Source organism: Burkholderia sp. BCC1985 (assembly GCF_905339915.1).
Taxonomy (GTDB): domain Bacteria; phylum Pseudomonadota; class Gammaproteobacteria; order Burkholderiales; family Burkholderiaceae; genus Burkholderia.
Window position 1 is genome coordinate 176,084 of sequence record NZ_CAJPGY010000003.1, and the last position, 26,301, is coordinate 202,384.

Annotated in this window: 27 protein-coding genes; 15 read left to right on the forward strand and 12 right to left on the reverse strand. The window is 65.8% G+C overall.

Features of this window, described 5'->3' with window-relative positions; translation table 11 throughout:
* The first annotated feature begins 42 nt into the window (after positions 1 to 42).
* The 4 genes from U4Z31_RS04245 to U4Z31_RS04260 are packed head-to-tail and all read left to right on the forward strand — an operon-like array spanning position 43 to position 4,488.
* Positions 43 to 957: an HlyD family secretion protein gene (locus U4Z31_RS04245; protein WP_321809522.1), complete on the forward strand. Its 915-nt coding sequence runs from the start codon at positions 43 to 45 to the stop codon at positions 955 to 957.
* Positions 954 to 1,880 carry an ABC transporter ATP-binding protein gene (locus U4Z31_RS04250; RefSeq protein WP_321809523.1) on the forward strand — a complete coding sequence of 309 codons (927 nt, stop codon included), beginning with the start codon at positions 954 to 956 and terminating at the stop codon, positions 1,878 to 1,880. Before U4Z31_RS04245 ends, U4Z31_RS04250 begins: the two co-directional genes overlap by 4 nt.
* Position 1,881: 1 nt before the next feature.
* Positions 1,882 to 3,012, forward strand: a complete 1,131-nt coding sequence (locus U4Z31_RS04255; RefSeq protein WP_321809524.1) for an ABC transporter permease — start codon at positions 1,882 to 1,884, stop codon at positions 3,010 to 3,012.
* A gap of 6 nt (positions 3,013 to 3,018) precedes the next feature.
* Complete coding sequence (locus U4Z31_RS04260) at positions 3,019 to 4,488, forward strand: efflux transporter outer membrane subunit (RefSeq protein WP_321809525.1); 1,470 nt, start codon at positions 3,019 to 3,021, stop codon at positions 4,486 to 4,488.
* Positions 4,489 to 4,589: 101 nt separating this feature from the next.
* On the opposite strand, the gene dmpG is transcribed toward U4Z31_RS04260, so the two are convergent.
* From dmpG to U4Z31_RS04290, 6 genes are all read right to left on the reverse strand, one after another.
* Complete coding sequence (gene dmpG / locus U4Z31_RS04265; protein WP_321809526.1) at positions 4,590 to 5,621, reverse strand: 4-hydroxy-2-oxovalerate aldolase; 1,032 nt, start codon at positions 5,619 to 5,621, stop codon at positions 4,590 to 4,592.
* Between the two features lie 16 nt (positions 5,622 to 5,637).
* Positions 5,638 to 6,537: an acetaldehyde dehydrogenase (acetylating) gene (locus U4Z31_RS04270; RefSeq protein WP_044845651.1), complete on the reverse strand. Its 900-nt coding sequence runs from the start codon at positions 6,535 to 6,537 to the stop codon at positions 5,638 to 5,640.
* 19 nt (positions 6,538 to 6,556) lie between these two features.
* Positions 6,557 to 7,339 (reverse strand): 2-oxopent-4-enoate hydratase, encoded by a 783-nt coding sequence (gene dmpE, locus U4Z31_RS04275; protein ID WP_044845650.1) that lies wholly within the window; start codon positions 7,337 to 7,339, stop codon positions 6,557 to 6,559.
* An 83-nt stretch (positions 7,340 to 7,422) separates the two neighbouring features.
* Entirely contained in the window at positions 7,423 to 8,805 is a 1,383-nt protein-coding gene (locus tag U4Z31_RS04280) for a DUF1329 domain-containing protein (RefSeq protein WP_321809527.1), read from the reverse strand.
* Between the two features lie 41 nt (positions 8,806 to 8,846).
* Complete coding sequence (locus tag U4Z31_RS04285; protein WP_321809528.1) at positions 8,847 to 10,412, reverse strand: DUF1302 domain-containing protein; 1,566 nt, start codon at positions 10,410 to 10,412, stop codon at positions 8,847 to 8,849.
* A gap of 151 nt (positions 10,413 to 10,563) precedes the next feature.
* Positions 10,564 to 11,343: an SDR family oxidoreductase gene (locus U4Z31_RS04290; RefSeq protein WP_321809529.1), complete on the reverse strand. Its 780-nt coding sequence runs from the start codon at positions 11,341 to 11,343 to the stop codon at positions 10,564 to 10,566.
* A gap of 138 nt (positions 11,344 to 11,481) precedes the next feature.
* On the opposite strand from U4Z31_RS04290, the gene U4Z31_RS04295 reads away from it, so the two are divergent.
* The 6 genes from U4Z31_RS04295 (at position 11,482) to U4Z31_RS04320 (ending at position 15,959) form a co-directional block, all read left to right on the forward strand.
* Complete coding sequence (locus tag U4Z31_RS04295; protein ID WP_321809530.1) at positions 11,482 to 12,318, forward strand: alpha/beta fold hydrolase; 837 nt, start codon at positions 11,482 to 11,484, stop codon at positions 12,316 to 12,318.
* Positions 12,319 to 12,380: 62 nt separating this feature from the next.
* A complete protein-coding gene (locus U4Z31_RS04300) occupies positions 12,381 to 13,169 on the forward strand; it encodes an SDR family NAD(P)-dependent oxidoreductase (RefSeq protein ID WP_124645891.1) in 789 nt (262 codons plus the stop codon).
* A gap of 38 nt (positions 13,170 to 13,207) precedes the next feature.
* On the forward strand, positions 13,208 to 13,957 hold the full coding sequence (locus U4Z31_RS04305) for an electron transfer flavoprotein subunit beta/FixA family protein (RefSeq protein ID WP_321809531.1): 750 nt from the start codon (positions 13,208 to 13,210) through the stop codon (positions 13,955 to 13,957).
* A 16-nt stretch (positions 13,958 to 13,973) separates the two neighbouring features.
* Positions 13,974 to 14,924 carry an electron transfer flavoprotein subunit alpha/FixB family protein gene (locus U4Z31_RS04310; RefSeq protein WP_321809532.1) on the forward strand — a complete coding sequence of 317 codons (951 nt, stop codon included), beginning with the start codon at positions 13,974 to 13,976 and terminating at the stop codon, positions 14,922 to 14,924.
* Positions 14,925 to 14,927: 3 nt separating this feature from the next.
* Positions 14,928 to 15,458 carry a transferase hexapeptide repeat family protein gene (locus U4Z31_RS04315; RefSeq protein WP_321809533.1) on the forward strand — a complete coding sequence of 177 codons (531 nt, stop codon included), beginning with the start codon at positions 14,928 to 14,930 and terminating at the stop codon, positions 15,456 to 15,458.
* A gap of 252 nt (positions 15,459 to 15,710) precedes the next feature.
* Positions 15,711 to 15,959 carry a hypothetical protein gene (locus U4Z31_RS04320; protein WP_124485054.1) on the forward strand — a complete coding sequence of 83 codons (249 nt, stop codon included), beginning with the start codon at positions 15,711 to 15,713 and terminating at the stop codon, positions 15,957 to 15,959.
* Between the two features lie 61 nt (positions 15,960 to 16,020).
* Here U4Z31_RS04320 and U4Z31_RS04325 read toward each other — a convergent pair whose 3' ends face one another.
* A complete protein-coding gene (locus U4Z31_RS04325) occupies positions 16,021 to 16,191 on the reverse strand; it encodes a hypothetical protein (protein ID WP_321809534.1) in 171 nt (56 codons plus the stop codon).
* Positions 16,192 to 16,439: 248 nt separating this feature from the next.
* On the opposite strand from U4Z31_RS04325, the gene U4Z31_RS04330 reads away from it, so the two are divergent.
* Positions 16,440 to 17,492: an alpha/beta hydrolase gene (locus U4Z31_RS04330; protein ID WP_321809597.1), complete on the forward strand. Its 1,053-nt coding sequence runs from the start codon at positions 16,440 to 16,442 to the stop codon at positions 17,490 to 17,492.
* Positions 17,493 to 17,528: 36 nt separating this feature from the next.
* Here U4Z31_RS04330 and U4Z31_RS04335 read toward each other — a convergent pair whose 3' ends face one another.
* A complete protein-coding gene (locus tag U4Z31_RS04335) occupies positions 17,529 to 18,692 on the reverse strand; it encodes an MFS transporter (RefSeq protein WP_321795739.1) in 1,164 nt (387 codons plus the stop codon).
* A 344-nt stretch (positions 18,693 to 19,036) separates the two neighbouring features.
* Between U4Z31_RS04335 and U4Z31_RS04340 the strand changes: the two genes are divergently transcribed.
* From U4Z31_RS04340 to U4Z31_RS04350, 3 genes are read left to right on the forward strand one after another with little or no spacing between them, the layout of a single operon-like run.
* Entirely contained in the window at positions 19,037 to 19,681 is a 645-nt protein-coding gene (locus U4Z31_RS04340) for a DUF1326 domain-containing protein (protein WP_044844625.1), read from the forward strand.
* Positions 19,678 to 20,469 (forward strand): DUF2182 domain-containing protein, encoded by a 792-nt coding sequence (locus tag U4Z31_RS04345; protein ID WP_321809535.1) that lies wholly within the window; start codon positions 19,678 to 19,680, stop codon positions 20,467 to 20,469. The genes U4Z31_RS04340 and U4Z31_RS04345 overlap by 4 nt, the downstream gene beginning before the upstream one ends.
* Positions 20,470 to 20,513: 44 nt before the next feature.
* Entirely contained in the window at positions 20,514 to 20,867 is a 354-nt protein-coding gene (locus tag U4Z31_RS04350; protein WP_321809536.1) for a copper-binding protein, read from the forward strand.
* A gap of 142 nt (positions 20,868 to 21,009) precedes the next feature.
* Here the strand turns inward: U4Z31_RS04350 and U4Z31_RS04355 are convergent, their stop codons facing one another.
* From U4Z31_RS04355 to U4Z31_RS04365, 3 genes are all read right to left on the reverse strand, one after another.
* Positions 21,010 to 22,245 carry a DUF6396 domain-containing protein gene (locus U4Z31_RS04355; protein WP_321809537.1) on the reverse strand — a complete coding sequence of 412 codons (1,236 nt, stop codon included), beginning with the start codon at positions 22,243 to 22,245 and terminating at the stop codon, positions 21,010 to 21,012.
* Between the two features lie 258 nt (positions 22,246 to 22,503).
* Entirely contained in the window at positions 22,504 to 22,914 is a 411-nt protein-coding gene (locus tag U4Z31_RS04360; protein WP_321809538.1) for a VOC family protein, read from the reverse strand.
* Between the two features lie 63 nt (positions 22,915 to 22,977).
* A complete protein-coding gene (locus U4Z31_RS04365) occupies positions 22,978 to 23,439 on the reverse strand; it encodes an Lrp/AsnC family transcriptional regulator (protein ID WP_044844621.1) in 462 nt (153 codons plus the stop codon).
* A 115-nt stretch (positions 23,440 to 23,554) separates the two neighbouring features.
* Between U4Z31_RS04365 and U4Z31_RS04370 the strand changes: the two genes are divergently transcribed.
* A complete protein-coding gene (locus tag U4Z31_RS04370) occupies positions 23,555 to 24,202 on the forward strand; it encodes a LysE/ArgO family amino acid transporter (protein ID WP_321795730.1) in 648 nt (215 codons plus the stop codon).
* 118 nt (positions 24,203 to 24,320) lie between these two features.
* On the opposite strand, the gene U4Z31_RS04375 is transcribed toward U4Z31_RS04370, so the two are convergent.
* The gene (locus U4Z31_RS04375) at positions 24,321 to 26,249 is read right to left on the reverse strand and encodes a TonB-dependent receptor domain-containing protein (protein WP_321809539.1); all 1,929 of its coding nucleotides are present in this window, start codon (positions 26,247 to 26,249) and stop codon (positions 24,321 to 24,323) included.
* Between the last annotated feature and the right edge of the window lie 52 nt (positions 26,250 to 26,301).

Genomic DNA, 26,301 nt, shown 5'->3' on the forward strand with positions numbered 1-26,301 from the left:
ATCACGCTTACGCCTCGGCGGGTCGGGTACGGTTTCGTTTGCGTGTGCCTCCTGACCACAGGTTGCACCCAGTCGCCGGAAACGTATCACGGCTATATCGAAGGGCAGTTTTCCTATTTGTCGGCGCCGTACTCGGGGAACCTGAAGACATTGCGTGCCGCGCGTGGTGACCGTGTCGACGCGGGCGCGGGCGTCTTCGAGATCGATGCGCCCGACCTGGAACAGGCGATCAAGCGCCAGTATCACCAGTGGCAATCGTCGCGGAACGTGCTCGGCGACCTGGAACAAGGCAAGCGTTCATCGGAAATCGATGCGGTGAAGGCACAGCTCGAACAGGCGCGGGCGAGCGCGGTTTTTTCGACGCAAAGGCTCGCCCGTGCCGAAGCCGACTACGAAATACGCGCGATTTCACTCGATCGACTCGAAAGCGAGCGCGCGGCGGCGCGGGTGGACCAAGCACGAGTACGCGAACTTGCCAGTCAGCTGAAGACGGCGCGGTTGCCGGCACGAGACGGTCAGCTGCGTTCGCAACGACAGAGCACCGACGCGCTTCAGGCCGAATACGAACGGCTGCGGACGCAGTACCGGCAACTGTCCGTGCAGGCACCTGGAAAGGGTGTCGTCGTCGATACGTTCTTCACGCCGGGCGAGTGGGTCGTCGCGGGCAAACCGGTGGTCAAGATTCTCGTCGATCGCAATACGAAGGTGCGCTTCTTCGTGCCCGAGGTCGCGCTGCCTCATCTGCGCGTCGGTCATGTCGTGAAGCTCGCATGCGACGGGTGCGCACGCGGCTATTCGGCAACGATCACACATATCGCATCGGACGCGGAATATACGCCGCCCGTCATCTACAGCAACGACGCGCGTTCGAAACTGGTGTTTCTTGTCGAGGCGCGAACCGACACCGCCGATGCACGCGGACTGCATCCGGGCTTGCCGGTCGAGGTGACGCGATGAACCACGCACCGCCGTTGATCGAGGTGCATCGGCTGAACAAGCATTTCGGCGCGCGGCACGTCGTCAAGAACCTGAGCCTGCAGGTCGGCCGTGGCGAGATATTCGGCTTTCTCGGTCCGAACGGGAGCGGCAAGACGACCTCGTTGCGCATGATGTGCGGACTACTGACGCCGGACTCCGGCAGCGGGACCTGCCTCGGATTCGACATCCTGACGCAGCGCCAGGAGATCAAGCGGCGGGTCGGCTACATGACGCAGCGCTTTTCGTACTGGGAGGACCTGACGGTGCGGGAGAACCTCGACTTCGTCGCGCGACTGTATGCGATCGACGCGCGAAAGGAACGTGTCGCACGGATCCTCGCCGAAATGGGACTGGAATCGCGAGCGAACCAACTGGCCGGTTCATTGTCGGGCGGCTGGAAGCAGCGCGTGGCGCTTGCGGCTGCGCTGTTGCAGTCGCCTGAGCTGTTGCTGCTCGACGAGCCGACAGCCGGCGTCGACCCGGGCGTGCGCAGGGAATTCTGGGAGGAACTGCACCGTCTGGCGGCCCGCGGCATTTCGGTGCTCGTCAGCACGCACTATATGGACGAGGCCGAGCGTTGCCACAAGCTCGCCTACATCTCGTACGGGACGCTGCTGGCGCACGGCGAGGCCGGCGAGCTCGTACGGCGGCATGCGCTCCATACGTGGTCGCTGTCCGGGGGAGATCTCGTGCGATTGAACGACCGGCTGAAGGGGCGGCCGGGCGTCGAGCAGGTGATTGCGTTCGGGCGTGCGCTGCACGTTTCGGGGCGTGACGAGGCCGTGCTTGGCGCGACGCTCGAAATGGTCGGCGGCGATGGCGTCGAGATCCAGAGAGTCGCAACGAATCTGGAACACGTTTTCCTGCACTTGATGAAGGACGGATCCGGGGAGCCACGCTGACATGACCGGATTTTCGGTTTCCCGCTGGTGGAGCATGGTGACGAAGGAATTCCTGCAGATCCGCCGCGATCGCGTGACGCTCGGGATGATCGCCGTGTTGCCGATCGTGCAGCTGGCGCTGTTCGGTTTCGCGATCAACAGCGATCCAAGGCATCTTCCGACGATCGTGCTTGCCGACGACGCAAGCGAATTCTCGCGGTCGCTCGTCGCCGGCATGCGCAATACAGGCTATTTCGATATCCAGGGTGGCCTGTCTTCCGAGCGCGCGGCACGTGACGCATTGCAAAAGGGAACCGTGCAGTTCGTGGTCAGCGTGCCGCACGACTTCTCGCGGCGGCTGGTGCGCGACGAGCAGCCGGAAATTCTGGTCGAGGCGGATGCCACGGATCCCGCGGCAACGGGAAATGCGATCGCCGCGTTCAACACGATGACGCGTACGGTGCTGAACAAGGATCTGACGGGAGCGCTGGCGCCAGCCGCGCCGCCGCAAGCATTCTCTGCCCGTGTGCACAAGATCTACAATCCGGCCGGCATTACGCAGTACAACATCATTCCGGGCCTGATGGGCGTCATCCTGTCGATGACGATGGTCATGATGACGAGTCTCGCCATCACGCGTGAACGTGAGCGCGGAACGATCGAGAACATCCTCGCGTCACCGGCAACGTCCATCGAGGTGATCTGCGGAAAGATCGTTCCGTACATCGTGATCGGCATCCTGCAGTGCACGATCATCCTGCTGGCGGCGCGGTTCGTATTCAGCGTGCCGTTCGAAGGCAATCCGGTGACGGTCTACTGCCTCGCGTCGTTGTTGATCCTCGCGAACCTGATGGTCGGCATCGCCATCTCGTCGGTCGCGCGAAATCAGTTGCAGGCGATGCAGATGACTTTCTTCTATTTTCTGCCAAGCGTCCTGCTCTCCGGATTCATGTTCCCGTTTGCCGGCATGCCGGGCTGGGCACGGATGATCGGCAACGGATTGCCGCTGACCTATTTCAACAGGGCTATTCGCGGCGTCCTCCTGAAGGGCAGCGGATGGAATGAAGTTTGGCCCGATGCCGCGACGATGGTCGCTTTCACGCTGGTTGCAATGACCGTCGGCCTGCTCGCGTACAGAACCACGCTCGATTGAACGACGATGGCACAACGAACACATCATGGCCGCCGCGCTTGCCGCGCAATTGCGCTCCTGCCGATCGCGGTCGCCACCGTCCTGGGGCAAGGGTGCCGTCATCCCGCGTTCGTCTCTCGTTCCGCGAGCGATCTGGCATTGCCTTCCACCTTCATGGGAATGAGCGCCGGATCGGCCCAACGCGACGGCGCTTCTGTGCCGGCCGAACACGATCCGCGCTGGTGGCGGCGCTTTGGCTCGCCGGCGCTCGATACACTCGTCGAGCAGGCGATGCAGGATAGTCCGTCCGTGCGGAGTGCGGAGTCGCGGCTGGTCGAAGCCACGAAGTATCTCGAGGGCCAGCGCGGAGCAAGTCGCTATCCGCAGGTCGATTTCGGCGCGTCGGCAAAAAAGGAGCAGTTGAATACCGCTGCGGCCGGCCTGCCGATGATTCCGAACCCGTCGCCATTCATGTTGTACAACACGAACGTGAGCGTTCGATACGACTTCGATCTCTTCGGTGCGCAGCGCCATCGGATCGCCGCGAAACGATACGAAGCGGCGCTGAGAAAGCATCAGGCAGACGCGGCACGCCTGACGCTGGCCGGCAATATCGCGGCCGCGGCGGTCCGGGAAGGGCGGCTGCGCGACGAAATCGAATTGAACGAAGGCGTGTTGCAGAACCGGCAGGCCGTCCGGCAGACGCAGCACGATCGCTATGCAATCGGCAGCGTGGCTTATCGGGAAACGATCGACGGCGATTCGGACGTCGATCGAATCGAGGCGGAACTGGCGACCTTGCGCGCGCAACTGCAGCAGGTCCGGTTTCAACTCGCGGTCTATGCGGGTGTTCCATCGCCCGAATCGCTGCCGCGGTTTCGTCTGGACGATTTGCAGTTGCCACGGGACCTGCCGTCGACGGTTCCGTCGGAGTTCGTGCGTCAACGTCCCGACATCCTCGCAGCGGAGGCGAGCCTGCACATTGCCGGTGAACTGGCCGGTGTTGCCACGGCCAATCTTTACCCGCGGATCGAACTGGGCGCGAGCATCGGGTCGTCGCCGCTGGTGCTCGGCCAGTTGTTCGCGGGCGGCACGACGATCTGGAATATCGGTGCCCAGCTAAGCGCACCGGTTTTTCACGGTGGAGAATTGCGTGCGGCGCGGGATGCGGCGTATGCCGCATACGATGCGACGTTTGAAGACTACCGGAAGGTCGTGCTCAGCGGATTGCAGAGCGTTGCCGATGCGATGACCGAAATCGATCGCGATACGACGGCGCTGCAGGCCCGTAGCGCCGTCGCTCGCCGCCAGCAGACCGTTCTCGAGATGACGCGGCGTCAGTTCGAGAACGGCAGCTCGGATCGGCTTCGCGTGCTACGTGCCGAGTATGCGTACGATCTGACGCGGCTGGAGATGATTCGCCTGCGCGCGGCCAGGATGGCCAGTACGGTTTCGTTTTTTGCCGCCGTCGGTGGCGACGCTTATCCTGCTCGTTGACGGCAGGCATCCGGGCGGAAGACGGAGCCGCGATCGCCGCGGCTCCGGCCGGAGACTGACCTGCGATGCGTCCATGACATGGAAGGCAGCGCAGATCCCCGTTATGCCGCCACCGCCCGTGCCCGCGCCATCGTCAGCGCCGCATCCTCGATCATGTCCTCCTGCCCGCCGACGAGCCGCTGCCGGCCGAGTTCGACGAGGATGTCGCGCGCCGGAATCCCGTACTTCGCTTCCGCGCGCTTCGCGAACAGCAGGAACGACGAGTAGACGCCCGCGTAACCGAGCGTCAGCGCATCGCGGTCGAGGCGGATCGGCGCGTCCATGATCGGCACGACGAGATCCTCGGCGACGTCGGAAATCGCGAACACGTCGACGCCGGTCTCGATTCCCATCCGGTCACACACCGCGACGAACACTTCCATCGGCGTATTGCCGGCGCCCGCGCCGAGGCCGGCGGCAGCCGCGTCGATCCGGTTCGCGCCGGCGGCGACCGCCGCGACCGAGTTCGCGACGCCCATCGCGAGGTTGTGGTGGCCGTGGAAGCCGAGTTCCGTCTCTGGCTTCAGCGCGGCGCGCACCTGGCCGATCCGCGCGGTCACGTCGTCGGGCAGCATGTGGCCGGCCGAATCGGTGATGTAGATGCAGTTCGCGCCGTACGACTCCATCAGCTTCGCCTGCACGACGAGCTGCTCGGGCGACGACATGTGCGCCATCATCAGGAATCCGACGGTATCGAGGCCGAGCGTGCGCGCGAGGCCGATATGCTGTTCCGACACGTCGGCTTCGGTGCAGTGCGTCGCGACGCGGATCGTGCCGACGCCGAGCTCGTGCGCCACGCGCAGGTGCTCGACGGTGCCGATGCCGGGCAGCAGCAGCGCCGACACCTTCGCCTGCTTCAGCTCCGGAATCACGGCGCTCAGGTACGCCTCGTCGGTATGCGCGGGAAAACCGTAGTTAACCGAAGCGCCGCCGAGCCCGTCGCCGTGCGTGACCTCGATCAGCGGCACGCCGGCCGCATCGAGCCCGCGCGCGATGTTGCGCATCTGGTCGAGCGTGATCTGGTGACGCTTCGGGTGCATCCCGTCGCGCAACGACATGTCGTGGACGGTGATCTTCTTGCCTGCAAGTGACATCGTGTGACTCCTCGACTCAAGCGGTGGCGGCCGTCGCGGCCAGCATCTGTTCGGCGAAACGCTCGGCCGTGGCGGCCGCGGCGGCGGTCATGATGTCGAGATTGCCCGCGTATTTCGGCAGGTAATCGCCGAGCCCCTCGACTTCCATGAACACCGACACGCGGTTGCCGTCGAACACCGGGCCGTTCTTCAGCGTGTAGCCGGGCACGTAGCGCTGCACTTCCTTGACCATCGCATGCACCGACGCGGTGATCGCGTCGACGTCGGGCGGGCCGTCGGTGAGGCAGTGGATCGTGTCGCGCATGATGAGCGGCGGCTCGGCCGGGTTGATCACGATGATCGCCTTGCCCTTGCGGGCGCCGCCGACCTGTTCGATCGCGCCGGACGTCGTGCGCGTGAATTCGTCGATGTTCTTGCGCGTGCCGGGGCCGACCGAGCGCGACGACACCGTCGCGACGATCTCGCCGTACGCGACCGGCTGCACGCGCGACACCGCGTACACCATCGGGATCGTCGCCTGGCCGCCGCAGGTCACCATGTTCACGTTCATCTGCGCGCTGCCGAGATGCGCGTCGAGGTTGACCGGCGGCACGCAGTACGGCCCGATCGCGGCTGGCGTCAGGTCGATCATCTTCACGCCAAGCGCGGTGAGCTTGTCGGAGTTGTCGCGGTGCACGTAGGCCGACGTCGCGTCGAACGCAATGCGGATCTCGTCGTCGGCGACGTGCGGCAGCAGCCCGTCGACACCTTTGTCGGTGGTCTTCAGCCCGAATTCGCGGGCCCGCGCGAGGCCGTCGGACGCAGGGTCGACGCCGACCATCCACACCGGTTCGAGCACCGGCGAGCGGCGCAGCTTGTAAAGCAGGTCGGTGCCGATGTTGCCGGGCCCGATCAGTGCGCATTTGATTTTCTTCATCAGGATTCTTCCTCTTCCTTTAGATAAAGCGGACGTCGCAACCGCCGATGCCCGAGATGTGCATCGACAGCGCGTCGCCGGCCGTGACCGGAATCAGTTTCGCGAGCGAGCCGGACAGCACGATCTCGCCGGCGAGCAGCGGCACGTCGTATTCGGCGAGCGTGTTCGCGAGCCACGCGACCGCGTCGGCGGGATGGCCGAGCGCCGCATCGCCGCGGCCTTGCGCGACGGTCTCGCCGTTCTTCTCGATGGTCATCTCGCACGCGGCGAGATCGAGCGTGCGCGGATCGACGCGCGCATCGCCGAGCACGTACACGCCGCACGACGCGTTGTCGGCGACGGTGTCCTCGATGCGGATCGCCCAGTCGCGAATGCGCGAATCGACGATCTCGAAGCAGGGCGCAACCGCGGCCGTCGCGGCGATCACGTCGGTGCGGTCGATCCCGGGGCCGCGCAGGTCGCGCGCGAGGATGAACGCGATCTCGCCTTCGGCGCGCGGCGCGATCAGCGACTCGGTTGCGATCGCCTCGCCGGCCGCGTAGTGCATGCCGGACAGCAGGATGCCGAAATCGGGCTGGCGCACGTTCAGCATGTCCTGCACGGCCTGGCTCGTCACGCCGATCTTCTTGCCGACCACCGATTCGCCGCATTCGACGCGGCGTTCGATGAAGCGTTGCTGGATCCGGTACGCATCGTCGAGGGACAGCCGGCGCGGCCGCCCCGACAGCGGCGCGACCGGCGCGCGGGAGTGCCACGCGGCATACAGCTCGTCGCCGAGCGTCGCATGCAAGCGGTTGGACATGGTAGGGCCCTCGAATGGAAAAGGCCGCCGTCCCGGGCGGCGTCGGGCGCCGGAGCGAGGCTCCGGCGCGGGCGGCGATTTGCTTAGTTACCCGAACTGCGGATCGCGTCCGGCGAGAAGTACGCTTCGCTGAACTGCGGGCTGCTGTCGAGCTTCGGCATCGGCCCTTCGTTGGTCAGGCGGTCGGCCATGTAGGCGCCGGATATCAGGTCGTGGAAGAACACGAGACCCGGGTAGAACGTCTTCGCGTCATATGCGTACAGCGTCGTCGCGACGTTGGTGCGCCACAGCTGGCCGCGTGCGTCGTAGTTGTCGGCGAGCAGCGTCATCCACGAATCCTCGTCGATGTACAGCACGCGCTTCGCGTACTGGTGACGATAGCCGCTCTTCAGCGTCGCTTGCAGCACCCACACGCGATGCAGCTCGTAGCGGATGTACGAAGGGTTTTCATGTCCCTTGGTCAGCAGGTCCGCATACTTGACCGAGCTGTCCATCGCCTTGTAGTTGTCGTACGGCACGTAGACTTCGCGCTTGCCGACGATCTTCCAGTCGTAGCGGTCGCCGGGGCCGTTGTACAGGCGGTCGTCGTCGACGGTGCGGAAGCCGCCCGGGCCCTGCGGCTGGTCATAGCCGTATTCGGGCGCCTGGCGCACGCGCCGCGTGCCCGGGTTGTACATCCACGTGCGCGACGAGTTGTCCGCGCCGGCCTTGTCCCAGTTCGTGAAGCCGACGATCAGCGAGCCGCGGTCGGACAGCGGCAGCTCCGTCGCGTTGCGATAGAACGTGCGGTTGTTGAGGTCGCTCTTCACGTCGTACTTGCCGACGTTGCGCGGCGAGTAGATGTCGTAGCGAACCTTGCCCCACGCGATGTTGCCGTCGGAGTACACGACCGCCTGGTCGTAGGTCGCCTGCTCGGTGCCGATCGCCGACGAGAAGCGCTGGTTCCACAGCAGCTCGGCGGCCGTCTTCGGGATCGGGTACGGCACCTGCGGCGGCGCGTTGGTCAGCCCGTTCGCGTCGGACGTCATCGTGGAATCGGGCGCATACGTACGGATGTCCTTGTAGACGGAATCCGCGTAGCGGAAGTCGCGGTGGCTCGGGTAGACGTTGATCTTGAACGTGGCCGGATAGCGCTTGAACATCGCCTTCTGGCCGTCGGTCAGGTGCTCCGCGTACTGCGCCATGTTCTCGGCGGTGATCGTCGCGACCGGCTTCTCGTTCGCGAACGGATCGGGGTAGCGGCTGCCGCGCTTGTACTGCACGTCGGGCGGCGTGCCGAGCCACTTGCCCGACCACTCCGGCACGCTGTTGTCCTTGCTCGCGGCGCGCACCGCGCCCATCGGCGTGAGCGGGCCGTCGAGCGCCTTCAGGTCGTCCGGCGTGACCTTCGGGAACGAGGCCGTCGCGACGAGCGCGCACGCGGCCATCACCGATGCGCGCAGGAGGGGGAGACGAGTTCGTTTCATGACAAATCCTCTTCTTGCTGGGTGACGAGCGGCCGGGCCGCTCAGAAGTGGTAGGTCGCCGTGGCGAGCACGTAGTCGCGATCCGCGAGCGGACGCGTGACCGGGTTGGGCGAGCCGAGGAACTTGGCGTAGACGAGCGCCAGCTGCAGGTTGCTCAGGCGCGTGAACGTCACGCCGGCCGTCACGCGGTGATCGCCCTGGCCCGTCAACGAGCCGAGCGCGCCGGCGAGCGGCGACGTGCCGGTCAGGTCGTGCGTGTAGGTCAGCGGCACGTCGAGATCCCAGCCGTTGAACACGTTCTTGTAGCTGAGCGTCCACGCGATCTCCATCGCGAGCGCGTTGCGCGAGTTGACGAGCGTGGTCGAGCCGTCGAGCGCGGAGATGCCGCCGACATGCACGTACGTCAGTTCGCCGATCAGCGACTGCGAGTTCGCGAGGAAGCTCGGCCCGATCGAATAGATGCCCGACAGGTTGGTCTGCAGCACGTTCGCGCGCGTCGACTGCGCGCCGGTCGGCGTGTTGACGAGCACGGCCGCGCCCTGGCGATACGACACTTCGCCCGCGACGTTCACCGGGCCGACCTGCGTCGAGAAGCTCGCGCCGGTCAGCTTGATGTTGCTGAAATATTTTTGCTGGTACTGCAGCGTCGGGAAGTACGTCGTGACGACGCTCGGGTTCATGTCGTTGTAATGCAGGTGGTACACGCCGAGCTCGGTGTCGCCCAGCACCCGCACGCGTGCGCCGATACCCCACTGGTTGCGGGCGCTCGGCTTGTCGTCGGCCCCGCGCGGAATGATCATCCCGCCCGGGCCGATAATGAACTGCGCGCCCGGGCCGACCACGTCCGAATAGCTCCAGTACGTGCCGGGCGCGGTCAGGCGGTTCTGCTGGAACGAGAACTGGTAGTAGCCGAGCAGGCTGAAGTTCGGCGTGATCTGCCATTGCGTCGAGATCTGCGGCACCGGCAGCAGGATGTCCTTCACCTGAGCGCCCGCGACATAGGACTTGGTGGCATCGGCCGGGCCTTGCGCGCCTGCGATGTTCGGGAAGAACAGGCTTTCGCCCCACGCGACCACCTGGTCGCCGACCTTCACGTTCAGGCTCGTCGGGCCGATCTTGAAGGTGTTGTAGGCGTAGGCGGCGAGCAGCGTCGTGTGGCCGCCCGACCAGTAGCGGGCGTCGCCGGTGAAGTTGTTGTACTGGCCCGTGTGGTTGACCGTGCCGGGCGCGTCGTTGTAGTTCGGGTGGCGGTACGCCTGATCGTAGAACGTGCTCGCGCGGACGAACACGCCCCAGTCGTCGTGCTTCAGGTTCACTTCGCCGAGCAGGCTGACCTGGTTCTCGATCAGCTTGTTCTTCGCGAAGTTGCGGTCGCCGTCGTCGCCGTTGATGTTCGCCGGCGTCAGCAGATTGCCGCTCGGCGCACGCGTGCGCATGCCGAGGCCGTAACTCAGCGTGAACGTGTAGTCCAGCGTCGTGTCGGCGCCAAGCTCGATCGTGCTGCCGGCGTGCGCGTCGGGAACGACGCAAGTCAGCAGCGCGGCGGCCAGCGTCGACAGCGCGGCGGTGGCCCGCTTGTCGGTACGGCGCGAAATCCGTTGATGCATGGTGTCTCCTCTGGGGGTATCGACGACGGTCGACTGTGGTTGTCGTGAGAGGCAGAGTAGGGAGATCGCGATAGCAGGGAATCGTCAAAATGAACTAGATGACTTCCCTAGGACTGGAAACGATCGGCGCACGCATCTGGCGGCGCATGCGTCAGCGCGCCTGCATCTGCGCCGCGGCCAGGAACGCGGGCCGTTCGCCCCCGCCGTCGAGCCGCAGGTTCGCGCCCGACGTGTACGACGCGTCTGGCGACGCGAGGAACAGGCACGCCGACGCGACGTCGTCGGGTGTCGCGAGCCGTCCGGCCGGAATCGTCGCGCGGATCGCGTCGAGCGCCGCATCGTCGCCGTAGTGGCCTTCGGTCGCGGATTCGGTTTGCACGAGGCTCGGGCTGATCGCGCACACGCGCACGCGCGGCGCCCACTCGACCGCGAGCGACGTGACCGCGTTGACGAGCCCCGCCTTCGCGGCGCCGTACGCGGCGGTGCCGGGCGACGGCCGCGACGCGCTGACGCTCGCGATGAACAGCATCACGCCGCCGAGCGGTTGCGGCTGCATGATCGCGTTCACACGCTGCGCGAGTTGCAGCGGCGCGATCAGGTTCAGCCGCACGATCGATTCGGTGAAGCGCGGCGATGCGTCGGCCGCGAGCACGAACGGCGAGCCGCCCGCATTGTTGACGAGCACGTCGAGGGCGCCCGTCGAGGCGCGGACCGTCGCGAGCATCGCGTCGACCTGCTCGATGTCGCGCAGGTCGGCCGCGATGAAGGTGGCCGTGCGTCCGCCGGCGGACGGCGGCGTGTCGGGCGCGCTGCGCCCGCACACGAACGCGCGCGCGCCCGCCGCGAGAAACCGCTCGGCGATGCGCCGCCCGATGCCCTTGGTGCCGCCCGTCACGAGCACCGTCTTGCCGCTGTAGTCGAATCCGTTCATCGTCTGCCTCCGTTTCGGTGGCCCGATGATAGGAACAAGCGCGCGCGGATTCGTAGTCTGAAAGGATGATGCCGGCCGGCGCCGGCGGCGCAATCATCGTGGCAGGCATCCATCGACCGACGAAGGAGACAACCCGCGATGACGACCCCCACGACGCCGCCGGCCGGCATCTTCACCGACGTACCGGGCGGCCTGCGCCTGCATCATTTCGAGGCGGGCGCAGGCCGCCCGGTGGTGTTCATCCACGGCAGCGGCCCGGGCGCGAGTGGTTTCAGCAACTTCAAACACAACTACCCGGCGTTCGCGGCGGCCGGCCACCGCGCGATCGTCGTCGACCTGCCGGGCTACGGGCAGTCGTCGAAACCGTCCGACGTCGCCTACACGCTCGATTTCTTCGTCGGCGCGCTGCACGCGCAGCTGTCCGCGCTCGGCATCGGGCCGGCCGTGCTGCTCGGCAACTCGCTCGGCGGCGCGATCGCGCTGAAATACGCGCTCGATTACCCGGACGAAGTCGACGGGCTGATCATGATGGCGCCGGGCGGCGTCGAGGATCGCGACACCTATTTCCGGATGGAAGGGATCCAGCGGATGGTGAAGCTCTTCACCAATCGCCAGATGAATGACGACACGATGCGCGAGCTGCTGACGCTGCTGGTGCACGATCCGGAGATCGTCACCGACGCGCTCGTCGCCGAGCGGATGAAGGTGTGCGTCGAGCAGCCGACCGAAGTGTTGTCGACGATGAGCGTGCCGAACCTGACGGGCGCGCTCGCCGACCTGCGCTGTCCGGTGCTCGGTTTCTGGGGCACGGACGACCGCTTCAATCCGGTCGGCGGCGCGCTGACGTTCCTCGAGCGCTGCCGCGACGCGCGCTTCGTGCTGCTGAACCGCTGCGGCCACTGGGTCATGGTGGAGCATGCGGCCTATTTCAATCGGGAATGCATCGATTTCCTGGCTGCGCCGACGGCGCGATGATGCGCGATGGTTTTGATGGCCGGCCCGTTCGTGGCCGGTTCGCCTAAATACAAGGAGACGCAATGAAACTCATCGAAGACCTGTTCGACCTGCGCGGCAAGGTGGCCGCGATCACCGGCGGCGCGCGCGGCATCGGCGCGGAAACGGCGCGCACGCTGGCCGCGGCCGGAGCGAGCGTCGCGATCCTCGACGTGCTGTCGCAGCCCGCCGAAGCGCTCGTCGAGGAGATTCGCGCGCAGGGCGGCCAGGCCGCGTTCTGGTCGCTCGACGTCACGCAGGAGGCCGACGTCGAGCGCGTGTTCGGCGAGATCGTCGCGCGCTTCGGGCGCCTCGACGTGCTCGTGAACAACGCGGGCATCGAAGGGCACAACGTGCCGACCCACGAACTCACGCTCGCACAGTGGCAGCGCGTGCAGGACGTGAACGTCAACGGCGTGTTCCTGTGCACGCGCGCGGCGATTCCGCGCTTGGAAGCGGCCGGCGGCGGCTCGATCGTGAACCTGTCGTCGATGTACGGGATCGTCGGCGGCCCCGACGTGCCCGCGTATCACGCATCGAAGGCCGCGGTGCGGATGATGGCGAAGGTCGATGCGATGCTGTACGCGGCGAAGAACATTCGTGCGAACTCCGTGCATCCGGGCTACATCCGCACACCGATGCTCGAGGAAGCGTTCCGCCAGATGGGCCAGGATCCCGACAACGTGTTCGGCTATCTGCAGACCCACGTGCCGATGGCGAAGATCGGCAGCCCGCGCGACATCGCGGCCGGTATCCTGTATCTCGTGTCGCCGGCCGGGCGCTACGTCACGGGCGCGGAGCTGGTGATCGACGGCGGATACACCGCGCGCTGACGCGTCGCGGCGGTCGGAACAAGAGAGGAGGCAGGCAGTTGAAAGCGCTCGTGGCAGTGAAGCGCGTGGTCGACGCGAACGTGAAGGTCGGCGTGAAGTCCGACCGCACCGGCGTCGACATCGCGAACGTGAAGATGTCGATGAACCCGTTCGATGAAATCGCGGTGGAAGAGGCCGTGCGGCTGAAGGAGGCCGGCGTCGTGACGGAGGTGGTGGCCGTGTCGGTCGGTGTCGCGCAGGCGCAGGAAACGCTGCGCACGGCGCTCGCGATCGGCGCGGATCGCGCGATCCTCGTCGAAGCTGGCGACGCGGTCGAGCCGCTCGGTGTCGCGAAGATCCTGAAGGCGCTGGTCGACAAGGAACAGCCGCAGCTCGTGATTCTCGGCAAGCAGGCGATCGACGACGATTCGAACCAGACCGGCCAGATGCTGGCTGCGCTGGCAGGCCTGCCGCAAGCGACGTTCGCGTCGAAGGTGACGATCGCCGACGGTAAGGCAACCGTGGCACGTGAAGTCGATGGCGGCGCGGAAACGCTGTCGCTTCAACTGCCTGCAGTTGTTACCACGGACCTGCGCCTGAACGAGCCGCGCTACGTGACGCTGCCGAACATCATGAAGGCGAAGAAGAAGCCGCTGGAAACGGTGAAGCCAGAAGACCTCGGCGTGGATGTCACGCCGCGTTTGAAGACGCTGAAGGTGGCCGAGCCGCCGAAGCGCGCGGCCGGCGTGAAGGTGCCGGACGTGAAGACGCTGGTCGACAAGCTGAAGACCGAAGCCAAGGTGCTGTAACAGGGAGCGGACGGACATGACGATTCTGGTAATCGCCGAGCACGATGCGGCATCGGCTGGCGGCGCGTCGCCGATCAAGGCCGCGACGTTGAATGCGGTGGCGGCCGCGCAGGACATTGGCGGCGACATTCACGTGCTGGTCGCAGGCCACAACGTGCAAGCAGCGGCCGATGCAGCAGCAAAAATCGCAGGCGTTTCGAAAGTGCTGCTCGCCGACGCGCCGCAACTCGCGGACGGTCTCGCCGAGAACGTCGAAGCGACGGTGCTGACCGTCGCGTCGAACTACTCGCACATCTTCGCGCCGGCCACCGCCTACGGCAAGAACATCGCGCCGCGCATCGCCGCGAAGCTGGACGTCGCGCAGATCTCCGACATCACGGCGGTGGTATCGGCCGACACGTTCGAGCGTCCGATCTATGCGGGCAACGCGATCGCGACGGTGCAGTCGGGCGACCCGATCAAGGTGATCACGGTGCGGACGACGGGCTTCGATCCGGTGGCGGCCGAAGGCGGCAGCGCAGCGGTCGAGAAGATCGAAGCGGCAGCAGATGCGGGTGTGTCGCAGTTCATCGGCCGGGAGGTGACGAAACTCGATCGCCCCGAACTCACCAGCGCGAACATCGTCGTGTCGGGTGGCCGCGGCCTGGGCAGTGGCGAGAACTACATGAAGGTTCTCGAACCGTTGGCCGACAAGCTGAGCGCCGCACTCGGCGCGTCGCGCGCGGCAGTGGACGCCGGCTACGTGCCGAACGACTACCAGGTCGGCCAGACCGGCAAGATCGTCGCGCCGCAGCTGTACATCGCCGTCGGTATTTCAGGTGCGATCCAGCATCTGGCCGGCATGAAGGATTCGAAGGTGATCGTCGCGATCAACAAGGATCCGGAAGCGCCGATCTTCGGCGTGGCCGACTACGGCCTCGTCGGCGACCTGTTCACGCTCGTGCCCGAAGCGACCGCGGTGCTCTGAGCGATGCCGCTGTTCGAATTCGACGGCATGCGCCCGCGCGTCGCTTCGTCCGCGTACGTTCATCCGAGCGCGGTCGTGATCGGCGACGTGACGATCGGCGCGGGCTGCTACATCGGCCCGCATGCGAGCCTGCGCGGCGACTTCGGCGCGATCGTCGTCGGCGACGGCAGCAACGTGCAGGACGGCTGCGTACTGCACGTCGGCATCCGCGAGACGTGCCGGCTCGGCGCGAACAGCCACATCGGCCACGGCGCGATCGTGCACGGCGCGACGCTCGAGCCGGACACGATGATCGGGATGAACGCGGTCGTGATGGACGGCGCGACGATCGGCGCGACCACGATCGTCGCGGCCTGCGCGTTCGTGAAGGCCGGTTACGACGTGCCGCGCGGCGTGCTGCTCGCGGGCGTGCCGGGTCGTGTGGTCCGGCGGCTGAGCGACGCGGAGATCGACGCGAAGGCGAACGGCACGCGGATCTATCAGCAGCTGGCGGTGGATTGCCTGAGGACGCTCCGGCAGATCGACGACGCGTAAGCGATGCGCGTTGTCGTTCGGGCGGCGGAGGCTTGCCGGCGGCAAGACCATCGTGCATCAGCGTGAATACCGCAAATCCGTGGGCGCCGAGTGCCGCGCCGAAAGCGCGATGCCACGGTTTTATCGGGGTTTGTGCGGATGGCGATTCGCCGTCGTGCATGCCGGTCGCGACGTTCGCGCGGGATCGATTGCCTGATGCGGCGCCGTTGTCTTAAGATCGGCGTCAGACCATCCCACCGCCTCCGGCGCCGAATGAAAACGACCCTACGCCTGCGCGTCGCCATTATCGCTTCGGCCTTCGCCGTCTATCACGTATTCATGCACATTCAGTGGGTCGCCAGCGGTTGCATCGAATTTCGCGGCAGCCGGCATTGCAGCTTCGAGAACAGTGAAAATTTCGAAGGCATGATGGACTTCGACCTGCTGCTGACCTGCGCGTGGGTCGCGGGCGCGATGATGGCGTGGTTCGCGGTCGCGCGGTCGTCGAAGAAACCAGGTTGACGTCAGGATGACACCGCCGAGGACTGCGGATGCGTCGCGTGCGGCGGCGCGTTTTTCGCCGTCAATGCCCGACGGCTGCCATCATTCGCGTCGAATAGCGTTCGTCTGTCGCCGCACCGACCGGTGCGGGCTCGTCCAGCGCTGCCAGTTCGTCGGGCGAGAGATCGATGTCCGATGCGACAACGTGTTTCTCAAGATATGCGATACGCCGGGTACCCGGAATGGGCACCATGTTGCGGCTCCACGTTCACGCGATGACGATTTGCGCAGGCGTGACACCATTCGACGCTGCGATTGCGGAGACTCAGCCGACCAGCCGATGGCGGCACGCGCGACCCAGGCGCATACAGACGGATTCAGGCAATGCGTCCTATTGCCGTCTTTCAATCCGCCTTGCAAGCCGTTTCCTATCGACTAACATTTTCCGGTAGCGCCTGTTTGTCGGTTTGTCGGTCAGTCCCACTGAAACGGGAGATAAAAATGCCAGAAGAAATCGACCCGCGCCGGCGTGGCTTTGCGCGCATGGCAGCCGGTGCGCTTGTTGCAGCGCAGTTCGAGATGCTGCAATCCGCTCACGCACAAAATGCACCGTCGGCAACACCGCCGCTGCCACCGATCAAGCCTGGAAGCCATTCGTCGTTCACGACGATCAAGCAGATCAAGGCCGGGTTGCTCAATGTCGGCTATGCGGAAGCGGGCCCGGCCGATGGCCCGCCGGTCATGCTGCTGCACGGCTGGCCATACGACATCCACAGCTTCGTCGACGTCGCCCCGGCGCTCGGCGCGCAGGGGTATCGGGTGATCGTCCCGTACCTGCGGGGCTACGGCTCGACCACCTTCCTGTCGGACCAGACGATGCGTAACGCGCAGCCGACGGCCGTTGCACTCGACATCATCGCGCTGATGGATGCGCTGGACATCCGGACGGCCCTGTTCGGTGCATTCGACTGGGGCGCGCGAACCGCCGATATCATTGCCGTGCTGTGGCCGGAGCGTTGCAAGGGGCTGGTATCGGTGAGCGGCTATCTGATCGGCAGTCAGAGCGCGGGAAAAATGCCGCTGCCGCCCGCCGGCGAGTTCCAGTGGTGGTATCAGTTCTATTTCGCGACCGACCGCGGCCGCGACGGCTACGAGAAGTACACCGAAGATTTCGTCAAGTTCATCTGGAAGCAGGCGTCGCCGAAATGGAACTTCGACGACGCGACCTTCGCGCGAAGCGCGCCGGCTTTCCGAAACCCGGATCACGTCGCCATTACGATCCACAATTACCGGTGGCGGCAGGGGCTTGCGGTGGGCGAGGCGAAGTACGACGAATACGAGCAGCGGCTTGCATCCGCGCCGCCGATCACGGTTCCGAGCATCACGATGGAAGGCGACGCGAACGGGGCGTTTCACGTGCCGCCGGCCGTCTATCGGGCGAAGTTCACCGGCAAGTACGAGCATCGCACGATCACCGGCGGTATCGGCCACAATCTGCCGCAGGAGGCGCCGCAGGCATTCGCCCAGGCGGTGGTCGACGTCGGGCGGTTCTGACCGGCAGGCTGCGCGGCGGTTCGTCCCGCCACTGCGTCATTGCGTGCGCACCGGCTCCGGCCGGTCGCGCAGGATCGCGAGCGACAGCGCCGCCAGCCCGCAGCTGGCGATGAGCATCAGCAACGCGCCCTTGCCGGCATGCACCATCACCCAGCCGCCAAGCGACGGAAACCCGAACGCGCCGATGAAATACGACGCGACGAACCAGGTCAGCACGCCATGCCGTTGCGCGTCCGGGCAATCGTTGACCGCCTGCGCCTGGATCACCGGATACATGAGGCCGTAGCCGGCGCCCAGCAGGACGGCCGCGACGGACTGCAGCGATGCGTGCGCGGCAGCGCCGAACATCGCGAGCGCGCCGAGCAGCATCAACATGAGCAGGCCCTTGGTCGCCGTTTCGGGGCGCGCCATCCTGACCCATCTCCCGAGCAGCCAGCGCGCGCTCACCACCGTCATCGTATAAACGCTGAAGAATGTGCCGGGCCGCGCCTGCGTGCCCTGCATGAGCGACATCTGGAACGTCATCAGGCCGGAGAACACGCAGGTGCCGAGCGCGATCATCGCGATCGGCGCGGCGGCCCGCGTGCGCGAGATCGTGCGCAGTTCGCGCACCCACCGGCCGCCGGCGATGGGGGCGGACGGACGCGGGCTCAGGCGGCCGAATGCTTCCAGCATCAGCGACGCGAGCGCGCACAGCGCGCCGACCGCGTAAAGCGTGTCGTCGATCGACCAGTGGAGCATGCGCATCGCATAGGCGGCAAACGCCGGGGACGCGCCGATTCCGGTCATCTGGAACGTCGCCGATCGAAAGAACCAGGTGCCGCGCTCCGCACCGCTGGTACGCTCGGCCAGCGACATCGGCGCGGCCAGGTGAAACGCGCCCCAGCCGAAGCCGACCAGGAAGCCGGACGGCAGGTCCGCATAGGCCGCGCGCCCGACGAGCGCGAAGCCGACGATGCCGGCGCCGATGCACAGTGACGACAGCGCGGCGATCCGTGTGGTGCCGATCTGCTGCGAGAACCAGCCGACGAACGACAAGCCGGCGAACGTGCCGACCGTCGCCGCGGCCAGTGCCGCGCCAGTATCGAGATCGCTGCCGCCGATCGCGCGAAAGCGCATCGACAGCAGGAAGGTTGCACCGTAGCCGCCCGCGGTGAGCAGGGTGCCGACGAGAAACAGCAACGCACTTTGAACGCGCATGACAGCCATCCGGGGCGACGGCGACGGTCGGGGTGAATCGTCGATTGCGAGACAGTATGAACCAGGACCGATGCGGGATGCCCGCATTCGTGATGCTGTGTGCGTGCCGTTGGCTTTTGTCCGACATGGCTCGAACACGCTCGTCCGAGCGCGCCGTTGCGCATCGAAACGCCTGCATCGGCGAGGCTGCACGACGAGGTTGAATGTGTCGGGCCGGCATCGTTGCGCGCCGCGCGGCGCCTGTTTTTTTTCAACGCACGAGGCACCCGCGCGCACTTTGATTTCCCCTGTCCGCTGCACTAGATTCGAAACATTACGTGCCAGCGACTGCGCGAGGTGAAGCCATGACGCCGTGGGAGATCCAGGGAACCGAACTGATGAACTGCAATTGCTCATACGGTTGCCCCTGCCAGTTCAATTCGTTGCCGACGCACGGCAACTGCGAAGCGATGGGTGCGATTTCGATCGACAGCGGCCACTACGGCGACGTGGTGCTCGACGGTGTCCGGATCGCGGTCGTGTTCCAGTGGCCCGGGCCGATTCACGAAGGCCACGGCCGGTGCCAGCCGATCGTCGACGAGCGTGCGAGTCCCGCGCAGTGCGAAGCCGTGCTGAAGATCATGACCGGTCAGGATACCGATCCGTTCGCGACGATGTTTTCCGTGTTCGCATCGACGCTCGAGCAGGCCTACGAGCCGATCTTCGCGAAGATCGATTTCGACGTCGATGTCGATGCGCGGCGCGGCCGGATCAGCATCGACGGCGTGCTCGACATCGTCGGCGAGCCGATCCGCAATCCGGTGACGGGCGCCGAACATCGCGTGCGGATCGACCTGCCGCACGGCTTCGAATACGAGCTGGCCGAGATCGGATCCGGCACCGGCCGGTCGCACGGCCACATCCAGCTGGATCTCGAGCGGAGCTACGCGCAGTTCGCACGGCTGCACCTGAACAACCACGGGCTGATCCGGCATCGCGTCGCGGCATGATCCCCGTCGGCGAGCTTCTCGGACGCGAGCGCGTCGTCACGCTGCTCGGCATGACCGCGCTCGTCGGCGCGTGCTGGGCCTACCTGTGGACGGGGGCCGGCACCGGCATGTCGGCGCTGGACATGACGGCGGTCGCGCTGTTCCCGCATCGGCTGGCCGACGGCATGGGCGCCATGGATCCGTCGCTGGCGACCGTGATCCTGATGTGGTGGGTGATGATGATCGCGATGATGACGCCCGGCGCGGCGCCGGTCGTGCTGCTGTACCGGCGCGTGCTGCGGCATCACGATCGGGGCGGTGCGGGGTCGGCATTCATGTCGACGTGCCTGTTGGCCGGCTATCTGGCCGTATGGCTCGCGTTCTCGGTCGGCGCGGCCGTGCTGCAGATGCTGCTGCAGCCCGCCGGCCTGATCTCCGGGATGATGCTGTGGTCGAAGAGCGCCGTGCTGTCCGCGATCGTCCTCGCGCTGGCCGGCGTCTATCAGTTCACGCCGCTGAAACAGGCCTGCCTGCGGCAATGCCGGTCGCCGGTGCGGTTTCTCGCGACATACTGGCGCCCGGGCATCACGGGCAGCTTCCTGCTCGGCGCGCGCCACGGCGCGTATTGCGTGGGCTGCTGTTGGCTGCTGATGGCGCTGCTGTTCGTCGGCGGCGTGATGAACGTCGTGTGGATCGTCGCGTTGTCGCTGTTCGTGCTGGTCGAAAAGGTGCTGCCGGGCGGCGAGCGGGTCGGCCGGGCGCTAGGTGTCGTGCTGATCGGGTGGGCGGTCGCGACGTTGCTGGTGTAGGGGGTGCGTTCCATGCGTTACCCGCTGCAGCCGGGAGTCGGTTGATGAAGATTCGAAATATTGCCGTCGCCGTCCTCTGCGCGATGAACGTCGTCGCGACACCGGCGTATTCAGCCGGCAGCATGTCCGACATGAACATGGACATGGGCGACTCGAAGACGTCGGCGTCGGATGCCGCGCTGACCGACGCCGAAGTGAAACGGATCGATGCCGAGCACGGCATGGTGACGCTGAAGCACGGCGCGCTCCAGAACGTCGGGATGGCGCCGATGACGATGGCATTCAAGGCCGGCGACCCGGCGATGATCGCGTCGCTGCACGTGGGCGACAAGGTCAAGGTCCGGGTCGAGCGCGTGAACGGTGCGCTGACGATCGTGAAGCTCGAGAAGCAGCGGTGAGGTTCGCCGCGCGTGATGGCAGGCGAGACGGGCCAAACCCGAACGCTTCGATCTGCATGCGGCACATCGTGCTCGGGAACGATCGCAGGTACGGCGCGTGAGGGGGCGCGTCCGGCGAGCATTCCGGGGAACGGTAGTCCTGTCAATCATGGCGTTGCGGGGGCAGGGCATAGGCTTCGCCAAGGTAGTGCCACTGCACCTGCTCAGCGGCCAGCCAGTCGAATGACGGTGTGCCGAAGCGTGCCCCGATTTGATAGCGCTCCGCAATGTTACGGCGGACGGGGATCAGCTCGGCTTTGGAGGCAGAGGGTGGGCCATACAGCGCGAGCCAATAGCCATCGCGTGGTACTGGATTGTCGTCCGTGACAACCATCGTGCTACGTTCTCGTGCCGCCACGGCATACCCGTCCGGAATGAATTCCCGGCCTTGTTGCGCCGCACTCTTTTGCGGCTTGGGGGGCGGTGTCACGGCCTTTGCGCCGTCGATCAGCGTCTGTGCTTTACCATCCCATTTCGGCAACGGGGCGGGTGGCAGCGGGAGCACCTTGTCGAGATTCGGCAGCTTCAGGCGACCCTGATAGAACTCGAGCGCATCCCCGAGCTTGCTGTAACGTTCCGCACGCGCTTTGTCGATATGCCCGACCAGGTTGGTTCCATCGGTAAGGTCCATTCCGTCGAATTCGGTGAAAAGCTTATTTGCGCATTCAGCGGAACCTAGCTTGACCCCTTGATGAAGAACATGAAGCGCACGCAGCTTCGCTTCAGCAGTTTGCGGTCTCGCGTAGACGTGTCCTAACTCTTTCGCAGCAGTTCCATATCCCTGCGCGAGGGCACATTCCAGCATTTGCGTCGCGATAGGCAAATTTCCCCAGAATTCACCGCCGGGGTCGTCATATGCAGCATCCGTCTTTGTTCCAATGAAAGTTTGCGCGGATGGACTACCCATATCAGCCGCGCGCTGGAAGAAGGCATAGGCACTGGTGGCATCACCACCTTTAATCAGCCCGTTCTGATGGTAGATCCCCATCATGTCGTAGGCGTCAGGCACGCCCAGTTTCATCGCTTTTTCTACCCAGCGGATAGCAGTTTCGGGATCATGGGTTGGTACACCCTGACGATCGCTCAATATCAGTGAGGCGATATTCAGCATGGCCTTCCAGTGATTGCGCTCGGCAGCCTGCGAGTAGAGTTGGTAAATCTTCGGGTAATCACGCTTATCGTAGTCAATGGTCGAATCATCAAGCGCCAGCGCCTGCTGAAACCACAATTCAGCCTGGGGGTCGACAAGCGGTACGTGTTGGGCCTGATACACGCACGCGAAGGACTTGCGACGAGGACTGAATAACGGCAGTTTCTCGTAACGGGGCAGGTCGGACATGGAGGCACTCAGCTGGCTGCTCTGGGCTGTAAAAGGGCTGGCTTGCGAATTGGCGGCCGGCAAGCAGAGGCTGGCGAATAGAAATCGCAGAGCGAGGGTGATCAGTTTCGCGTTGGATCGATTCATCTCAAGTAAGGGCCGATGTGTCTGACGTCGATGGAATGGTCGCGAAAGCGCCAGTTTCCGCCGCGAGGTACGCGGAAACCGCATGCGTGACGATGTTCCGGAAAGCCGCAGCGTCGATCGATGTGCTGAGCACTAATACCGTTTGTCACCGGAATCTCCGCCGGCTTCCGCAAAATTCAACTCGACGCCATTCCCGGCCGGATCGGTGAAAAAGATCTGCAGCTGGCTCGTGACCGGCACGTGCCGGCGCGTGTACCGGACCTGCGCGTCGCCAAGACGCCGCTCCATGTCCGCGGCATTCGCGCATGCAAACGCCACATGGTCGAACGTATTGACGACGTGCGCCGGCCGCGCCTCGCCGGGCCGCGCTTCCGACAGGTGGAGGATCGCCTGCGCCCCCGCGTAGAGCCAGTAGCCGCTGCTCTGGAACGGCGGTCGATACCCGGGTTCGAGGCCCACGACGTTCACGTAGAAGTCGCGCAGCGTATCGAGCGTGGCCCGTTCCGCGCGCAGGTTGTAATGATCGAATCCGATGACTGGCATGGCGGGTTGTCCGGTTCGCGCAAGCGGCGCATGGCACAGCATCGCGCAGCGCGGGGCATCCTGTCACCCCCGCACGCCTTTGACCGCCGCGGCCGGACGCGCGAGCCCGCGCGCCGGCAACGGCGTCGACATCACGATCGACGTGCGCGTTTCGCCATACAGGTTGATGCGCTCGATCAGCTGTTCGAGATGCGCCATGCTGACGGCGACGAACCGCATCACGTAGGAATCCGCGCCGGTCACGTGATGGCACTCGACCACTTCGGGAATGGTCTCCAGCAGCTTCAGGAATTTCGCCTTCGCCGGCTGCGGCACCGTGATGCCGATCAGCGCGCTCACCGGGTAGCCGGCCGCGGCCGGATTGACCCGCGCCGTGTAGCCGTCGATCACGCCGGCCGATTCGAGGCGCTTCACGCGTTCCGTGACCGCCGGCACCGACAGGTGAACCTGGCGTGCCAGCTCCGTGTAGCTGATGCGGCCGTTGGCCTGCAGCAGCGCGAGTATTTTCCAGTCGAGTTCGTCCATCGCGGCGGAGTTTTTAAAGTGAAGCGGCTATTTTTCCTTAAAAACCGCCTTCAGCGGCGACCGGAGTTTCCCTACGATGACGGTTCAACGCATTGCATGTCGCGAGGAACCGGCCATGCTGTTCATCAAGTCCGTCGTAATGGGATTGTCGATCGCGGTGCCGGTCGGCCCGATCGGCATGCTGTGCATCCAGCGCAGCCTGAGCCGCGGCTTTCACGCGGGGTTCGCGACGGGCATCGGCGCCGCGTGCGCCGATGCGATCTACGGGCTGCTCGGCGCGCTGGGCGTCGCCGGCATCGTCACCGCGTTCCCGATGCTGACCGTCGCGCTGAAAATCGGCGGCGGCGCGTTCCTCGTGTGGCTGGCGTGGTCGATCGCGCGGCAGGCGCCGGCGGCGTCGACCGCATCGGCGGCGGTTCGAGACCTGCCGCGCACGACCGTGCTGCGCGATTTCCTGACGACTTTCGGCCTCACGCTGTCGAACCCGATGACGATCCTGTCGTTCGTCGGGATCTTCGCGGCGCTCGGCCCGCTGGCGGGCACGCATGAAGGCGCGATGGGGGCGACCGTGGCGCTGATGGTCGCCGGCGTGTTCCTGGGTTCCGCGACGTGGTGGCTGTGCCTGAGCAGCGCGACCGCCGCGTTGCGCACGAAGATGTCGCTGACGTTCATGCACGGGCTGTCGCGCATGTCGGCCGTCGTGATCGCGGCGTTCGGCGCGATCCAGTTGATCGCGGGAGTGCGGGGCGTCGCAGGGGCCTGACGCGTAGCGCGGTGCGAGGGAACGCGATCGCTCGCACGCGGCCGACGACATCCGGCACCCGTACACCCGTCGGCATCGTCACCCGCGAACCTGGGCGCCGATGCACCGGCCACCTCGCTCAGAACGTATAGCTGACCTTGCCGAACGCCGTGCGGCCGAGCGTGTTGTAGCCGTACGCGGTCATGTACTGACGGTCGAACAGGTTCGACAGCGTGGCGGACACCGTCAGGTGCGCGTTGATCCTGTACGACGCGCGCAGGTTCACGCTCAGGTACGACGGCAGGTACGTCGTGTTGGCCGGATCGTCGAACGTCGTGCCGCCGTAGCTCAGCGACGCGCCCGTGCTCAGCGCGTGCAGATGGAATTCGTCCCACGTGTGGTCGACGTTCACGCTGACGGTCTGGCGCGGCCGGCGGTTGAGCCAGCTGTCGTTGGTCTCGTCCTGCGGATTCAGGATCCCGATCGCGACGCTGACCGGCGTATAGCGGCCGATCGTGCCCTTGTACGACAGGTCGATGCCGCGGATATGCGCACGGCCGATGTTGATCGGCGAGAACGTCGCGGGGTTGTACGCGATCAGGTTGCTGACGCGCGTGTCGTAGATCGCGGCGCTGAACGTGCCGTACGCGGTGTTCGCGTCGAGCGCGGCCTCGACCGAATCGCTGCGTTCCGGGCTCAGGTCCGGATTGCCGTAGCCCGGGTAGTACAGGTCGTTGAACGACGGCAGGCGGAACGCATTGCCGTAGGACACGCGCGCCGTATAGACCGGCGTGATGGCCCACGACAGCGCGGCGTTGCCGGTGTTCACGGCCTTCCCGGCGATGATCTCGTGGCGGCCCGCGACGAACATCGTCACGCTGCCGAGCGTCGCCGACTGATGCAGCGAGAACGCGGAATCGTTGCGCGTCGGCACGCCGTCCGGCACGTCGACCGGCAGGAACGCCTGTTCGCGCGTGAAGTCGTACGCCACCTTCGTCTCGCCCGACAGCGGCAGGCCGAACAGGTGGAAGCCGTGCGCCTGATGGGTCAGCGACGTCGACGAGCTGATGCGCTGCGAGTTGATCTGGTCGGTCGGGATGGCCGGGTCGCTCGCGTACAGGAACTGGCGATCATTCGCATAACCGAACGACTGGTCGAACTGCGTGTCGGGCGTGACGTCGAGATGGAACGCGAGGCCGGTCGTCAGCTGATGATCGAGCTCGCGGTTCGCGAAGCCGGCGTTGTCATAGGACAGGTCGGAGCGGTGGTACAGCGCGAACGTCGAGATCGACCAGTTGTCGCGCGCATAGCCGAGGCGCGCATCGAGGTCCTGCGCGTGATACGGATTGCGGCCGTCTTCGTGGTAGGGCAACACGGGCCGCGTTGCGTCGATGCCCGCCGTGTTGTAGTCGTGCAGGCCGAGCGTGTAGGTGAGGCCACCCAGCGCGGCGAGCGGCCCTGTCGACGGAATGGTGCCCGACGTGCGCAACTGCGTGTCGAAGGTCTTGTTCGAGCCGCCGCCGAACGACACGGTGGTCTGGTTCGGCTGGCCGGCGGCGCGGCGCGTGAACAGCTGCACGACGCCGCCCATCGCGTTCGCGCCGAACGACGCGGCGGCCGGCCCCGAGATCACCTCGACGCGCTCGAACGCTTCGGTCGGCAGGTCGGCCCACGGCGCGATGCCGGTGGTCGGCGAGCCGATCCGGATGCCGTCGATGAACACCGCGACCTGGCTGGCCGACGAGCCGCGGATGCTGACCGACGCCGACGAACCCGGGCCGCCGTTCTGCGAGACGGTCACGCCCGGCAGCGTCGCGAGCGCCTGCGTGATGCTCGGGTCGCTCGGCGACAGCCGGTCGAGATCGGCGCGCGTGAGCACCTGCGTCGTCGCATAGCGCTGGTCGAACGACTCGGGCAGATGCCGCGTGTCGGTCACGCTGATCGTCGGCAGGTCGGCGCCTTCGGCGGGTTGGGGCGGCTGCGCGGGCGGCATGTCGCCGGCGGCGTGGGCGATCGGGGAGAGCAGCGCCGTGGCGGCGGACGTGGCGAGAAGGTGGCGAAGATTCATGAGGCAGCGAGGGTGATCGTGTTGCAGGTACGGCGCGCGTAAGCGGGGGGCA

Excerpts from the sequence above, each read along its gene's own strand:
- U4Z31_RS04315 (WP_321809533.1), top strand. The coding sequence starts at position 14,928 with ATGCCGCTGTTCGAATTCGACGGCATGCGCCCGCGCGTCGCTTCGTCC.
- U4Z31_RS04375 (WP_321809539.1), bottom strand. The coding sequence starts at position 26,249 with ATGAATCTTCGCCACCTTCTCGCCACGTCCGCCGCCACGGCGCTGCTC.
- U4Z31_RS04300 (WP_124645891.1), top strand. The coding sequence starts at position 12,381 with ATGAAACTCATCGAAGACCTGTTCGACCTGCGCGGCAAGGTGGCCGCG.
- U4Z31_RS04340 (WP_044844625.1), top strand. The coding sequence starts at position 19,037 with ATGACGCCGTGGGAGATCCAGGGAACCGAACTGATGAACTGCAATTGC.
- U4Z31_RS04260 (WP_321809525.1), top strand. The coding sequence starts at position 3,019 with ATGGCACAACGAACACATCATGGCCGCCGCGCTTGCCGCGCAATTGCG.
- U4Z31_RS04335 (WP_321795739.1), bottom strand. The coding sequence starts at position 18,692 with ATGCGCGTTCAAAGTGCGTTGCTGTTTCTCGTCGGCACCCTGCTCACC.
- U4Z31_RS04280 (WP_321809527.1), bottom strand. The coding sequence starts at position 8,805 with ATGAAACGAACTCGTCTCCCCCTCCTGCGCGCATCGGTGATGGCCGCG.
- U4Z31_RS04325 (WP_321809534.1), bottom strand. The coding sequence starts at position 16,191 with ATGGTGCCCATTCCGGGTACCCGGCGTATCGCATATCTTGAGAAACAC.
- U4Z31_RS04320 (WP_124485054.1), top strand. The coding sequence starts at position 15,711 with ATGAAAACGACCCTACGCCTGCGCGTCGCCATTATCGCTTCGGCCTTC.
- U4Z31_RS04355 (WP_321809537.1), bottom strand. The coding sequence starts at position 22,245 with ATGTCCGACCTGCCCCGTTACGAGAAACTGCCGTTATTCAGTCCTCGT.
- U4Z31_RS04285 (WP_321809528.1), bottom strand. The coding sequence starts at position 10,412 with ATGCATCAACGGATTTCGCGCCGTACCGACAAGCGGGCCACCGCCGCG.
- U4Z31_RS04370 (WP_321795730.1), top strand. The coding sequence starts at position 23,555 with ATGCTGTTCATCAAGTCCGTCGTAATGGGATTGTCGATCGCGGTGCCG.
- U4Z31_RS04345 (WP_321809535.1), top strand. The coding sequence starts at position 19,678 with ATGATCCCCGTCGGCGAGCTTCTCGGACGCGAGCGCGTCGTCACGCTG.
- U4Z31_RS04255 (WP_321809524.1), top strand. The coding sequence starts at position 1,882 with ATGACCGGATTTTCGGTTTCCCGCTGGTGGAGCATGGTGACGAAGGAA.
- U4Z31_RS04330 (WP_321809597.1), top strand. The coding sequence starts at position 16,440 with ATGCCAGAAGAAATCGACCCGCGCCGGCGTGGCTTTGCGCGCATGGCA.
- U4Z31_RS04350 (WP_321809536.1), top strand. The coding sequence starts at position 20,514 with ATGAAGATTCGAAATATTGCCGTCGCCGTCCTCTGCGCGATGAACGTC.
- U4Z31_RS04295 (WP_321809530.1), top strand. The coding sequence starts at position 11,482 with ATGACGACCCCCACGACGCCGCCGGCCGGCATCTTCACCGACGTACCG.
- U4Z31_RS04310 (WP_321809532.1), top strand. The coding sequence starts at position 13,974 with ATGACGATTCTGGTAATCGCCGAGCACGATGCGGCATCGGCTGGCGGC.
- dmpE (WP_044845650.1), bottom strand. The coding sequence starts at position 7,339 with ATGTCCAACCGCTTGCATGCGACGCTCGGCGACGAGCTGTATGCCGCG.
- dmpG (WP_321809526.1), bottom strand. The coding sequence starts at position 5,621 with ATGTCACTTGCAGGCAAGAAGATCACCGTCCACGACATGTCGTTGCGC.
- U4Z31_RS04360 (WP_321809538.1), bottom strand. The coding sequence starts at position 22,914 with ATGCCAGTCATCGGATTCGATCATTACAACCTGCGCGCGGAACGGGCC.
- U4Z31_RS04365 (WP_044844621.1), bottom strand. The coding sequence starts at position 23,439 with ATGGACGAACTCGACTGGAAAATACTCGCGCTGCTGCAGGCCAACGGC.
- U4Z31_RS04290 (WP_321809529.1), bottom strand. The coding sequence starts at position 11,343 with ATGAACGGATTCGACTACAGCGGCAAGACGGTGCTCGTGACGGGCGGC.
- U4Z31_RS04250 (WP_321809523.1), top strand. The coding sequence starts at position 954 with ATGAACCACGCACCGCCGTTGATCGAGGTGCATCGGCTGAACAAGCAT.
- U4Z31_RS04270 (WP_044845651.1), bottom strand. The coding sequence starts at position 6,537 with ATGAAGAAAATCAAATGCGCACTGATCGGGCCCGGCAACATCGGCACC.